The 14490-nt window shown below is 36.6% G+C and carries 8 protein-coding genes and 1 tRNA gene; 1 reads left to right on the top strand and 8 read right to left on the bottom strand.

Translation table 11 applies throughout. From position 1 onward, the window contains the following. Positions 1-11 precede the first annotated feature (11 nt). Entirely contained in the window at positions 12-1466 is a 1455-nt protein-coding gene (locus BXY75_RS12325; RefSeq protein WP_121908066.1) for a SusD/RagB family nutrient-binding outer membrane lipoprotein, read from the top strand. A gap of 169 nt (positions 1467-1635) precedes the next feature. On the opposite strand, the gene BXY75_RS12320 is transcribed toward BXY75_RS12325, so the two are convergent. The 8 genes from BXY75_RS12320 to ftsZ form a co-directional block, all read right to left on the bottom strand. Next, the gene (locus BXY75_RS12320; RefSeq protein ID WP_121908065.1) at positions 1636-2079 is read right to left on the bottom strand and encodes a phage tail protein; all 444 of its coding nucleotides are present in this window, start codon (positions 2077-2079) and stop codon (positions 1636-1638) included. Further along, complete coding sequence (locus BXY75_RS12315; RefSeq protein WP_121908064.1) at positions 2079-2537, bottom strand: phage tail protein; 459 nt, start codon at positions 2535-2537, stop codon at positions 2079-2081. The genes BXY75_RS12320 and BXY75_RS12315 overlap by 1 nt, the downstream gene beginning before the upstream one ends. A gap of 365 nt (positions 2538-2902) precedes the next feature. Next, a complete protein-coding gene (locus BXY75_RS12310) occupies positions 2903-3808 on the bottom strand; it encodes a YihY/virulence factor BrkB family protein (protein WP_121908063.1) in 906 nt (301 codons plus the stop codon). A 12-nt stretch (positions 3809-3820) separates the two neighbouring features. Continuing rightward, the gene (tamL, locus tag BXY75_RS12305) at positions 3821-6112 is read right to left on the bottom strand and encodes a translocation and assembly module lipoprotein TamL (protein ID WP_121908062.1); all 2292 of its coding nucleotides are present in this window, start codon (positions 6110-6112) and stop codon (positions 3821-3823) included. Between the two features lie 6 nt (positions 6113-6118). After that, positions 6119-11146, bottom strand: a complete 5028-nt coding sequence (locus BXY75_RS12300; RefSeq protein WP_121908430.1) for a translocation/assembly module TamB domain-containing protein — start codon at positions 11144-11146, stop codon at positions 6119-6121. A gap of 533 nt (positions 11147-11679) precedes the next feature. Beyond that, positions 11680-11753: transfer RNA gene (locus BXY75_RS12295), tRNA-Arg, on the bottom strand. 83 nt (positions 11754-11836) lie between these two features. After that, on the bottom strand, positions 11837-12286 hold the full coding sequence (locus tag BXY75_RS12290; RefSeq protein WP_121908061.1) for a GatB/YqeY domain-containing protein: 450 nt from the start codon (positions 12284-12286) through the stop codon (positions 11837-11839). A 116-nt stretch (positions 12287-12402) separates the two neighbouring features. Beyond that, entirely contained in the window at positions 12403-14436 is a 2034-nt protein-coding gene (gene ftsZ, locus BXY75_RS12285; RefSeq protein ID WP_121908060.1) for a cell division protein FtsZ, read from the bottom strand. Positions 14437-14490: the final 54 nt, after the last annotated feature.

Raw genomic sequence — 14490 nt, 5'->3', positions numbered from 1 at the left:
TTCTAAAAAATATGAAAAAACTAATTTTAATTCTCGTTACGGTATTTATCGCCGTATCATGTTCAGATAGTTTGGAAAGCCTGAATGAAAACATAAAAGATCCCTCGGCTGTAAGTGGAGAGAGCTTGTTTATTTCGGCTGAAAAACAATTGGTGGACCAAATGGTTTCACTAAATGTGAACCAAAACAATACGAAACTGTGGGTTCAGTATTTACAAGAGTCCACTTACACAGATGAAAGTAACTACGATCAGGTTACTCGTCAGATTCCTGAAAACCACTGGAGTGCTTTATACAAAGATGTTTTAAAAGATCTTAATGAAGCTTCCAAAGTAATTGAGGCAACTACTTATTCTACTCCAGAACTTAATGCTCAAAAGCCTAATAAGCAAGCGATCATTGAAATCTTAACAGTATATACGTATGCTAACCTTGTGGAAACTTTTGGTGATGTGCCTTATACAGAAGCACTTGATTCTGATAACCTTGCACCAGCTTACGATGATGCATTGACTATTTACACAGATCTTATTAGTCGCTTAACTGCTGCTTCAAATGCCTTAAATACTGGTATTGGTAGTTTTGGTGCTGATGATGAAAGAATCTATGATGGAAATACAGCTAGCTGGAAGAAGTTTGCAAACTCTTTGAAATTAAGAATGGGAATTACATTATCTGATGTAAACCCTGCTTTAGCTCAAAGTACAGTTGAAAATGCTTTCTCAGCAGGTCTTATTTCTAGTAGTGCTGATAACGCTGCTTATACTTATTCATCTTCAGATCCAAACACAAATCCTCTTTACGTTGATTTAGTGTTAAGTGGAAGACAAGATTTTATCGCTGGTAAAACCTTAACTGATATCATGAATGCTATTAATGATCCAAGAAGACCTCTTTACTTAGAGCCTGTTGATGGTTTATTTGTTGGTGGTGAAATTGGTTCTGCTTCTGCTTATGCAGATCACTCTAAGCATGCTGCTCAATTTCAAGATCCTACTTTACCAGGACTTTTAATGGACTATATTGAGGTTGAATTCTTATTAGCCGAAGCTGCTGCAAGAGGATACGCTGTAGGTGGAACTGCTAAGAATCATTATGATGCTGGAATTACAGCATCTATAACTTTCTGGGGTGGTACTGCCACTGAAGCTTCAGATTTCTTAGCTCAAGCAACTGTAGATTACAACAGTGCTATCACGGCTAGTTCTTCTACTCCAGCATGGAAACAAGTTATTGGTACTCAAAGATGGCTTGCTTTATTTAATAGAGGAATGGAATCATGGACTTCTATTAGAAGACTTGATTACCCTGTAATGGCTGAACCAACCGAGGCTTTGTCTGGGTACCCAAACCGTTATACATATCCAACTGTTGAGCAAACGTTGAATGGAGAAAGTTATGATGCTGCTGCCGCTGCTATTGGTGGAGATGCACCTGAAACTAAATTATTCTTCGATATGTTCTAAGAACAATTAAAGTTTATACTTTATCAAAAGGTCCTGAGAGAAATCTCGGGACCTTTTTTTGTTGCTCATTGAATTTTTCTGATAAATATTATCGAGCATCACCGCTCATTCTAAAACTCTTGAGACTTAGTTAAACTTAAAAATTAATGGATCAAATTCCAGAACTTTACTAATTGTAATAACTATAAGCAAACTCTAAGCTTTCAATAACGATTTCGTTATTCATCGAATTGAGATCGGAAGTTTCCAATTTTACCGGCCAGGCATTGAAGAAATTCCATGACATAAGTGGATCGCCATTTTCATTTAATAGCTCAACATTAATGGTTTTATTTTCTATAGTTTCCATAAGTCCGCCACCCAACGTTCTCTGACACCAGTCTACAATACCAGAATCTTTAGGCACTAAGCCTCGTTTTAACACTAAATTTGAGAATTTTACTGAAGTAGGAACTCTATGTTTAAAATTATTGTTCCCACCTTCTACAATTTCCTCTACTCCCATTTCCATGCTTATTCCCGAAACTTCCTTAAAAGCAGCATCCAATTTTCCGGCTTCGTCACTAAAACTCAATCGAAAATAAAAACCGAGAGGCGGATAATAGGTCTCCATTAGCCTCCATTTTTAATAGTTAAACCTTCGTGTGCCAGTTCTAGCGATTCAACAGCAACCTCATTGGCCTCCGACTTCATATCGGTACTGGAAATCTTTGTAGGCCATGCGTTCGCCAAAGTCCATGTCATGGTGGGACTAGCATTTTCATCCAATAGTTGAATAGTCACAGTCTCTCTTTTTATTATATTCATTTTTATAGCATCGTACCATGTCCAGAAACTATTGTCATTGACAAAAATTCCTTTCTTGAGGGTAACATTCCCCGATTTGGATATGCCGGGCATTTTACCGGTTGAAAACATCTTGTTATCATTATGCCGGTATTCGATAAGCTGTGACTCAGTATCCAAGCCTGATACCTCCTGAAATGACACAGTTTTATGATTTGAACCGAGTTTTACATCAAAATAAAACTTTGGTAATGGCCATAAGTTATCTTGTCCTTCTCCTGCCATAATAATTAGCTCTTAAAATTAATATTCGATTAATTATGATTTTTACACTTCCTGCTAGAAAGTGATTTAAATAAATTCAGCCGGAGGTGATACGGTTATTTTTCAGAAACACTCACTATATCACTAAAGAGATTGCTGATATCTTGTATCCATTGCGAATCTCAAAAAAGTAATTTTATATTATTTCGCAAATAAGGCTTATTAAAGCCTTAAAGCACTTTAGGGATAATAAGCCATTATAATAGTACAACTTATTCTAATCGAATCAAATAGGTGTTTCTACGTAATTTACTGAAAATCATAATTTTAGTATGAAAAAGATCACATAAAATTAAAAATGGAATGGATAGTAAGGTAAATCGCAACTATTGCAGTACTTGTTTGGGTTGATTCCTTAAATACTTTTCAGAATATGCCTTAGTAAAATGTGCTCCAAAAAACAGAATTAAACTCGAATAAGAAACCCACAACATAATCAAAATTAGAGATCCTGCAGTGCCGTAAGTTGATCCCGGTTCTAATTCACTAAAGTAGATTGCCAATAAATACTTTCCACCAGCAAATAGTAGAGAAGTCAAGGCGGCCCCAATGCGAACTGCACGCCAGGGAATTGTGGCATTCGGTAATATTTTAAACATGGCTGCAAACAAAAAGTAAATAAACGATAAGGAAATAACCACATCAAAAATATAAACGAATTCGACTAAACTTTCCGGGATGAATCGCTTTAGATTATTTCCAAAAGCACTTAAAGCAGATGTTAGAACAAAACTAATGAGGAGTAAAAACCCTACAATGAGAATGAATCCAAAACTTTTAAATCGAGTAAAAATAGTCTCTATAATGCTATTTGTAAAGCGTGGCTTAGCTTCCCAAATTTTGTCTAATGCATTTTGAACTTGAAAAAACACACCGGTAGCTCCGTATAAGAGAACTGTAACACCAATAACCGTCGCAAACACTGAGGTAGGAGTATCACCTCGCTCAACCATCATTACACGGATAGTTTCTGCTGTCTCTGTACCTAATGCTTTAGTTATTTCATTAAGTAATTCTCCCTGTACAATTTCTCTACCCCAAATGGCACCCACCACGTTTAAAATAATAATTACCAATCCTGGTAGTGATAAAATAGCATAGTAAGCGACCACAGCACTTTTCTCAAAAGGCTCACTATTAAACCAGGACTTAGCAGTAGTAATAAGCAAGCTGGGAAGATCCTTGAACTTAAAATGTCGTTTTAGTGTTTCATCTGGTATAGGTTCTTTCATTCTCAATAAAATTTAAAACGGGTATCCTATAGCAAAATTCAATAGGGGTTCGTCAACTCTAAAATCGAATCGATTATTTTCTTCTAAAGCTGGATCGTGAAAAGGAGCCGCCAAATCAAAACGAATAACGAAGCCCTGTACATCCACACGGAGGCCAAAGCCTGCTCCCATTCCTAACTCACTCATGAAACTACTTGAAAATTTTCCACCGGGAAGTTGTGGGTTTTCATTAGATAACCAGATATTTCCGGCATCGGCAAAAACGGCCCCCTTCAAAAACCCAAATATTGGAAAACGATATTCAATATTAGCCTCAAGGCGAATGTTCCCAGATTGATCAAAAAAAGTACCTGTGCCATCTGGGTCCCCAATATACGTTCCAGGGCCCAAGGACCTTATTCGAAAGGCACGGACACTATATGGGCCTCCTGAGTAATATTGCTTAATAAATGGCAATACTTCAGAATTACCATACGCATAGCCGTAGCCAGCAAATAATCGTGTCGCTATTTTTTGATCTTTTCCGAAGTTAAAGTGATATCTAATATCTGCATCAACCTTTGCGTACTGTGCGTATTCTGTTCCCAAAAAAGTTTTCGAATCTACCCCCTCTTGTTGCTGACCAAATAAACTGATGCTATTTCCAGCAATATCGAAGGTAGTATTGAGAAATATTTGATGTTTCTTAGAAGTATCTACCATTCCATTGTAGGTAAATGAATATGTAAGACCCGATATAAATTGTTGCTCAAAGCTTCGTTGCAAAAATGAATTTTCTTCGAGAATTAGTTCGAATTCCGGGCTAGTATTTAATAACCTGGTATAATTAATAGAGATTGGATTTATCTCATGAAGGACGTATCTGTTGGCATTCCAAGTGTACCCAAATTGAGCAGTCCCTGAAAGAAGTGTATATAACTGACTTCTACTTAAATATTCAACGCCAATTCCTGTTTTGGTTTTTGGTATAGCATACTCAAAAAAATCTGTATTTATTTTAAAAGGGGCAATCACTCTGGGAAAAATAAGTTCAGATTTTGCTCCTAATACAATACTTGTGAGCCCTGCTTGATCGCCACCTGCCACCTGCACTTCATAACCTACGTTAGCGCTAGTATTCAAGGTTTCACCACCTTTTAAGAAATTCCTATTGCTGAAAGTGAGTCCGAATGCGGGGCCTGCGAAGTTATTCGATTTAGTCACGGCCTGCAATTCGGCTCTCACGGCTCGTTTGTTTAATGGAGATAGATAAATATTTGCTTCCAAACTTGCCGTGCTGTCGGTAGCCATAGAATCTATTTCTTTATACTGAATATTCACAAACTTATAAGCACCTATGGTAGACAGCCTACGCGCTGTATTTTTAGAAATGATTGGACTGTATAATTCTCCTTCTTCAATCGTAATAAAAGGATCTAAATGTTTCGGTTTAAAGAATTCATTTTCCTGAATAAAGTTTTTTTCATTAAACCTTGTAATATCCATTTGGAGCGAATCCCTTTCAAGATCATAATTAGCATAAATGTTTACTTTATCGATAGTATAAGGCAAAATAGCTGCTTTAGGAACATCTTTTTTCAGCTTTAAAAACAGGTCAAATCTCTTGTTTTTATATTGATTGGTGTCTGCCTCAAATATCAAAAATCCAGGATTAAAATTGTAATACCCTTTCTCCTTTAATTCACCGTCAATTCGCTCTCTTTCTAGTTTAAGTGCGGCTAAATTAAAACGAATTCCAGGTTTCAATTTGGATGTTGCTACACTACTTATCATCTCTTTATAAATAGGGGGTGACAGGGTATCTAATTGATAGGTCGCCATACGATAAGGGGTAGGCACCTTTACTGTATAAACTGCGGACGCCCGTTTTTTCACTTCGTCCTCAATAACATCAGAAGAAGCCTGACTGTAGAAAAAACCGCGGTTTTCTAATCTATTTCGAAGAAGTTCTTCTACTTGAAAAGTCTCAACATCACTTCTGTACACAGGTTTTTGACCCAGTTGCTTATTTAACCACTTGTTCAAAAAACCTGGCTTTTCTTTCCGACTTTTATAATGATAATATAAGCCCAGATTCATTCCTAATAGCTTGCTATTTGGCTTAGGGCGTATCACCTCTTCGAGCACAGAAGTGAGTTCAGATTTATTTTTAAGGATGGTGTCCGATACTATATCGACTGTTCCGCCTGTGTACAATAGCTCATCTTCGGGTATAAATTTCTGGATGCTACAAGCCTGCAATAGTATGAGAATTGCAAGACCTATCACTTTTGTATATATGCTTCCGAAATCTAATTTACCCATACTCAATTAATCATTTTCAATGTTCATTTCCTCTTTAATCTTTACTCTTTCCTCTTCAGCCTTCTGACTTTCCTCTTTCTTCTTCTCTTCTGCTTCTGCTTCAGCTTCAGCTTCAGCTTTCGATTTTTTGAAGAAAATAGCGTCTCTTAATTCACTAAATCTATTAAATTCCTGTGTAAATATTAATGCAATCCCACTAGCGATTGTTTGTCCGTCGATTACATTTTCAAATTGATTTCTTCGGAAACCTTTAAGGCGATATCTACCATTTTCAGTAAGAATATACTCTAAACTAACATTTCCTATCAAAGGGGTGGATTCTCCAATGGAACTACTCCCCTGTATATCCAGTTCACTTCCTACTCTTACAATTAAGCGGTCGTTGAACAATTTTTTCTGCGCAGCAATGTCTAGTTGCGTTCGCTCGGTGGGAGAATCACCCTGATAATCTGTGTAACTGTCCAGTCCAAAATCTAATTCAACACCTGAATCTCCTAATAATTTATCTGAAAAAACATTGAGTTGATCAGATAGTGCGTCATTTATATTATCTCTGGCAATAGACGCTGCACCTCCCCGACTTCCATCACTACCAGGTTCCGGATAAAATCTATTGAGTACCAATAGCGAAAACACTTGTTTATTAAGTTCGGCTTCCTGTTGATTTAATAATTGGATTCTGCCATAAACCTGACCTCCAATCGCTCCTTGATCATCTTTTGGCATATCTAAATTAAACGATATTTTAGGCTGCAATAATTCACCATCCACATTTAAATAAACATAAAATGGTAAGACCTGTCTGAATTTTGATTTTAATGCCGGGTCTGAACCTGATGTCTGTGCAGCCATTAATGCAGATGCAGAGGCTTCAACATTATATAAAGCTTTTACATCTAATTTGGCATCGAATGGGTCTCCTGACCAGGACACCCGACTTCCTTTCACGAGTTCGAACTTACGATTTACCAGATTGTACAAATTCATTTCATATTGACCTCCAGAGACATTATAGACACCTACAAGGTTCATTCTACCATTAGGATTCATGGTAAAATTAAACTCACCTTCTCCATAAACCTGAAAGTTATCTCCCGTCTCTTCATCGATGATAATTTTTACTTTGGCGCCTTCACCAACATTCACCAGTGCAGCAATATCAAAACCTGTTACTGTTGCTGTTTGTTCTTCAGCTCGGGTGAGGATCGCATCGGGATTTTCTCGGTTCACAAAAACCACCACCCCATTTCTATCTTCAATGTTTACAGTAGCAGAAGGCATTATATATGTAATATCCGTTGTATTATTTACTGTGGCTTTCACATCGAGCTTCGGGATTAGAAGATCGCCAGTCAATTTTGCATTTGCGTCAAAAACAGCTTTTCCGTAGAGAAAATCATTATCTTCTTCTGTAGCGTTCAATACTTGAAAATTAGTTGCCTTGATTGAAAGATCGAAGGTTGGATTTAGAAAATTATTGGTGCCTACTGCACCTGCAATTACCAACGTATTTCCATTTTCATCCAAAACAGTAAAGCGATCCATTGTAAGTCCTTGATTGTCTATTTTCAATTTTTCATCAGCAAGGGTGAAAGCTGCATTAAACTTAGTTATTTCAAAAGTTGCACCCTTAAAATTAAGTGCTCCGTTATATTTTGGTTCTGATATAGGACCGTTTACCTCAAAATTACCAGTAAACACACCTTCAGCATTACTTACTTCACCTTGAGAAAACCCTTCTAATGCCTTCATTTTGAATTGTGATATATCAAGATTCAAATCTAAATTGGCTCCTTCAGCATTAGCGAGATAGCCCCCATCTAATTTCAGACTAACATCCCCACCCTGAATTTCGAGATTAATATCATATTGTGACCCACCCAGACCTTTTGCATCCAAAGTAAGATTGCCTATATCAACATCCATTATTTTGAATTGGTTTATGGATAGGTCGGCAAGAATACCAGTATCACTAAAAGGGTTTTCAATAATAAGGTCACCGTTTAAAATACCTTCAGCAAAACGTTCTTCGGGATTTAAATAATCTAGTACTTCGCTTAAATTAAAATTATTGTATGCAATTGCAATATGTTCTTTGTTGATGTTTGGTAATTTGTCTGTGATTGCTATGGATTGACCATTTCTGTTAATTTTAAAATCCACAAATTCCAAATTCTTCTCAGTGAAGATCACCTCATTGGTGGCAGGAATAGTCCAGGCGTTTTTATTCAACAATAAATCTTTTGGTAGTACTTTAAAAACCAATCGGTCTCTTTCACCTGTGATTTGTGATTGCACATGCATCAATTTCTCATCGCCATCATACGATAAGAACTCTAAGTTCATCTCATTGTTCACCTGATTACCAGTTATTGTGGTGCTTTTAATTGCAAACGGTCCGGCATTGATTTCTCGAAATCCTAGATTGAAATTAAAATTATCCCTGTCTGTATCCATCGTGAACGCCAAACTATCAATTTGATTACCCGCATAGTCAATATGAGGCGCTGCGATTTTCGCTTTCAATTGTCTTGTTTTTTCCTTAAAATCGATCGCAACTGAGATTGTATCAAGGTCTTGAATATTTACTAAGAAAACCTCTTTTAAAAGCGGTGCCTGACTAACCGTTCCCTTCAACCTTAGATTTACGGGATTTACTACTGAATCTGGCAACTTTGCATCTCTATAAAAGTAACTAGCCACATGTCGTTGCAAAGCCTTGCTAAAAGTAAGGGGGTCTGTGTTGGATTCCAATTCCAGATCTAGCATTTTGTTTTTTACAAATAATGCCGTGGTATCCTTTCTAACATGTGCTCCGGCATTAAAGCTTCCCAATAAGTATGTTTTATTATCATAGACCACAACCCCGTCGTCAATACTTCCAGTTACATCATAGGCCGTTGTGTTGCCTTTAAAATTGGCACTTAATTTTAGACCCGTTCTAACATCGCGCTGTATAAGTCCCAAGGCTTGAAGATCGGCACCAATTATATTAAGATCAATTATAGCTTCGGAAGCGATTGAATCTAAAACAACAATTGCGTCCAGAGCGACATTTAGATTTTCATCTTTATATTTAGAAATTACCTTCCCCCTACCATTTTTTATGTTACCATCAATAGCAAGGTCTTTGATTGCGTAATTATTCAAATTGAAACTTGAAATATTAGCCGCTATCGTTGCATCTAATGAATTAATTGTCGTGCCACTTCCATTTCCATTAATAGTAAGACTTATAGGACCTAACTGCTCATTTTGCATTAATTGGTCTAGGCGATATTCTTCTATGGCAATACTTGCATCGAATGATATGGTGTTGGTATTTCTGAAATTTCCTTTTATAGTAGCGATTCCCTGAGAGGTCGTAATGTTTAAGTCTGTTGTAATATCGTCTACAGAACCACTTAATAGCCCATTGATAGCGATAGTTTCGGGCAGTGTGATATTTAGTTCTTTCTCATCAACAAAATTTAAAATATCATTCCTGGTAGTAGAAGCACGTAATGGCTTAAGTCTGAAACTAAGATTATTAGGGTCTGTTGCATTAGTAATTGTTCCACTGGTGGTTATTTTAGTTGAATTTCCCCATTGCACATTTGCCCTAGCAATTTGAACAGATGACAGATAACCATTAGCAATTAGATTTCCTGAAATATATTTTGTACTTAATGTTTCTATATATTCATTTTGACGTAAGGACGGTTGAAACTGAAAGACATCTTTTAAATCTGCTTGAAAAGAAGAAATATTTAAAGCAATCTTGGATGTTTCGGGAGTAATAACTAAATCGGATAAAGACTTATATTCAAATTTTAATCTTCCTTTTAACTTGTTATTATTCAATGCCATTGAAATCTCTTCAGCATTTAAAAGATTATCTGTGATACTTAACTTAAAACCTAAATTATGTAGATTAAAGCCTGAAGCTTCTGCAAAACTCAATTGATTCAGGTTTATACCGGCAAGCTTATCTTTAAGAAAAACATTGTCACCTTGCAAAGAGACGTTCCGAAGAAAAATAGCATTAGGATCGAACACACCTTTTTTCGGCTTGGCATTTCCAACCTGATAGCTAAATTCATTTTGAGATAAATTGATCGCTCCAATATCAATTCGATAGGCAGGCCAATCGAACTTCTGAACATCTTCTTTAACTTTCTTAGCTACTTCATTTACATTTTCGGTAATAACATTGGTTGGAGTAATTGAATTAATTGTAATTTTCGAATTACTTAAAAACACATCCTTAAGTTCTATATCGTTCTCTCTTAAGTTTGCCTTCGGAATTTTTACAGTAAGTTCATCAATATCCATAAGGGCTGTTAAGCCATCCCCTAAGGAAACATAATCGACATAAACTGTTTTTAAACTAAGATCTTCAATTACGAGCAAGGGCAACGGAACCGCTTTAGCATTTGGATCGATTGGAACCGGGCTTTGATGAAATTTAATTCGAGAATTTTCTACATGCCCTTCCGAAGCCTTAAAACTCATATTGGCAAGATCTACTTCGTCTATTTCTAATAGCGCCTTACCGACAACGAATTTACTATCAATACCCAAAACTTCGTCGGCGTAATCAACATCAACATCTTCCAATGAAATTCGTCCTAAATAGACATTTGTAGCGGCTGTCGTTGAATCTGCAGCAACAGAACTATCGGAAGGTGCAAATGCATCTACGAGAAATTGAAAGTTATATCCGGAGACTGTGTCTTTACGAATTATTTTGGCTCGAAGGCCATTCCAATCCAATGCATCAATACCAATACTTTCGCCCTTTATTAATGGCCATAGGGCGATATCGGCTTCTAAAGATTTGGAATATACTAAAGTATCACCTTTAATGTCTTCAAGATAAAGACCCTTTAATAATAAATCGCCATCAAAAGTGAGATAAAATTTATCGATCTCAACTTTAGTATTTGTTTTATTAGAGACAAAATTTGTAGCTTTTTTAATAATAAAATCCTGTCCCCACGGACTTCGAACAAAGAGGACTAACAGAATTAGTATGACTAGCAACGTAGCCATTATTCTTCCAAAAATACGTAGTGCTCTAAAGCGTTTTTTCTTTTTTGTATTTTTCTTTGGGGCCTCTTCCACGTTCGGTCGCTAGATATTTTTACAATGTTTGTTGAATGTATATTTACTGCTGGCATTCTTATCAAAATTCATTCCAACACTATGTAAATGTATTACAATGCAATATATAGTTCATCGGACTTTAACATTATTGTTTATGGTTTTTTATTAATGCTTAAACTATTGTTAATCATTGATTAACATAAATAAAAAACATGTTTAAAGTATAGTGCCTCACAATTGCAAAACTCTTTGTTATGAACGTAAAGGGATTCCAGATCTCTAAAAGCTCCGCTTTGAAAATAAAAAAGCTTCACTTTCAAATTCAAGCGAGCTTGATTTAAAGTACGAGTTTTCCATTTATTCGTGACCGCGAAGGGATTCGCTACGCGCATACCTCAAAGCTCCGCTTTGAAAATGAAAAACCCGTACTTATAAATTCAAGCGAGCTTGATTTAACGTACGAGTTTTCCATTTATTCGTGACCGCGAAGGGATTCAAACCCCCAACCCTCAGAGCCGAAATCTGATGCGCTATTCAGTTGCGCCACGCGGCCATATTCCTGCGAAGGCAGGAATCTCAATGTTCAATTTAAAAAATCAACTTCAAAATTGAGAATTGATTGTTGAATATTTCTTATTAAGATAATCTATCTTTTACCACTGAAGAAATCGTCTTTCCATCAGCTTTACCAGCCAATTTTCCATTTGCCATTCCCATTACCTTTCCCATATCTTTCATAGAATCGGCTCCAGTTTCAGCAATAATAGCATCCACAACTTTTGCAACTTCTTCTGCACTTAATTGCTTTGGTAAGAACTGCTCAATGATAGCAGCCTGAGCCAACTCCGGAGCGGCTAAATCTTCACGTTCTTGCTGCTTATAAATCGCTGCACTGTCCTTGCGCTGCTTAACCTGCTTTTGTAAAATTTTTATCTCTTCTTCTTCACTAATTTCTTCCTTAGATCCTGTCGCCGTTTGCGCCAATAACAAGGCAGATTTTACTGCGCGCAACGCTTCTAACGCCTGAACATCCTTAGATTTCATCGCCGTTTTCATTGCGTCCATTACTTGCGTTTGTAAGCTCATTTTTTAGTGTTTTAAGACTGCGAAGATACACATTAATACGCTATTGGAAAAAGTCAAAATACAAAAAAACGGATGCCTTTTACAGCATCCGTTTTAACGACAATAAGTGTTATTTATTAATCGACATTATCGTGTAAAAATGAATTATTTTTCCTTAGATCAATATCATCATCATCGGTATGTACCGAAGTTCTAGATATATTCGAATCTGAGCTATTCTCATCATCCAACTCAATACCCATGCGCTTATAAGCTGGTTGCTTCTCAATCTCATCGATCTTAGAGGCGCTGTTTCTAAACTTATAATTAAACTCCTTCATTTTCTTTCTACGCTCTTCTGTACGGTCACTTAAAAGCTTTGAAATAGGTGTGTTTAATGGATCTGCTTGTTCGTTAGGAATTATTTCTTTCGTTTCAGGAGCATCAACTGTTTTTGTTTCAAAAACGATCTCTTCTTCGGCGGCTAGTTGTTTTTTCGCAGGTTTAGCCTTAGTTAAATGATTTTCTACTTCTTGATAATCGTCAAGACTGTAGCGTTTAATTCCCGCATCACTAATTTCAGTTACAGGGACTATTTCCACATGGTCCTTTACTTCAATCTCTTCAATTCTGGATGTAATAATTTCAGGCTTCTCTTCTATTTTCTTCGGAATACTTTTTTCTGAAGAAGGATTCATTGGAAGATCGAACATTAAAATCTGCTCTTCACTTTCTGAAGCTTCAGTCGTAACGATTTCTTCTGAAGCCTTTTTATTCACTTCCGAAATAATAAATTCTTCCGTCTTTTCCACCTTCTTTTGTGAAACAGCTTTCTCTTCAGGAGAAACAATAACAAAATCATTTACGTCGATTTCATTAATTAATAACTGCTCAAATTCAGCCAAATGATGAATGTCGATGTTCTCATGAACAACCTTGATATTCTTGATCAACTCTGAAGTTTCTATATAACCCTCAAACGGAATTTCCTTAACAGCCTTAGCTTCATCCTCGTCAAACAAAGAATGCTTTATTACCTTAGGAGTTTCAGAAGGAATTACAGGACCAGATTTCTCACCTATTAGCCTAGGGGAATCTTTTGGTGTAAGATTGTGCTCCGCTTTTTGCTCTTCTTCCAGGGTATGTATAATCTTTTTTGCCTCAGTATTTACAATCTCATTTTGCTGCTCAACATTAAATCCGGTAGCTATTACAGTAATTGCAATGGCTCCTTCCAATGCCTCATCTTCACCAACACCCATAATGATATTTGCGCTATGTCCCGCTTCAGTTTGAATGTAATCACTTATAGCACCAATCTCGTCAATAGTAATCTCCTCATTCCCCGAAACAATCAATAACAGTACATTTTTAGCACCTTTAATTTTATTGTCGTTCAATAAAGGAGAATCCAGTGATTTTGAGATCGCTTCTTGTGCGCGATTAGCTCCAACTGCACTTGCACTTCCCATAATGGCAGTACCGCTATTAGCTAATACTGTTTTAGCATCACGCAAGTCAATATTTTGAGTATAGTGATGTGTAATTACCTCGGCAATACCTCTCGCTGCCGTGGCTAAAACCTCATCTGCCTTCGAAAACCCTGCTTTAAATCCAAGGTTCCCATATACTTCACGTAATTTATTATTATTGATAACAATTAAAGAATCTACATTGTTTCGCAAATTCTCCACTCCAATGTGCGCCTGTTCACAACGCATTTTACCTTCAAACTGAAAAGGAATTGTCACGATACCCACCGTAAGAATATCCATATCCTTCGCCATTTTGGCAATGATAGGAGCTGCACCTGTTCCGGTACCTCCACCCATTCCGGCAGTGATAAAGATCATCTTAGTATTGGAAGTAAGCATGGAAGCAAGTTCATCGAAACTTTCAACGGCTGCTTCTTCACCTACTTTAGGATTCGCACCGGCACCTAAACCTTCAGTAAGGGACATACCCAACTGAATTTTAATAGGAACGGGACTGTTTTCCAAAGCTTGTGAATCTGTATTGCAAATAACAAAATCCACACCTTTAATTCCCTGACTAAACATGTGGTTAATGGCATTACTACCACCACCTCCAACACCAATCACTTTAATTACATTGGACTGGTTCTTTGGCAGATCAAACGAGATGTTATCAAATTCTTTTTCGCTGCTCATATTTTTAATTTTGTGAGGTTTATTCTGCTATTTACACAGAATCGTTTTTAATTT

Origin of the sequence: Ulvibacter antarcticus (genome assembly GCF_003688405.1) — a bacterium.
In the GTDB taxonomy this organism is placed as follows: domain Bacteria; phylum Bacteroidota; class Bacteroidia; order Flavobacteriales; family Flavobacteriaceae; genus Ulvibacter; species Ulvibacter antarcticus.
The sequence above is the reverse complement of the archived record's forward strand: the minus strand, read 5'-3'. Positions and strand labels throughout refer to the sequence as shown.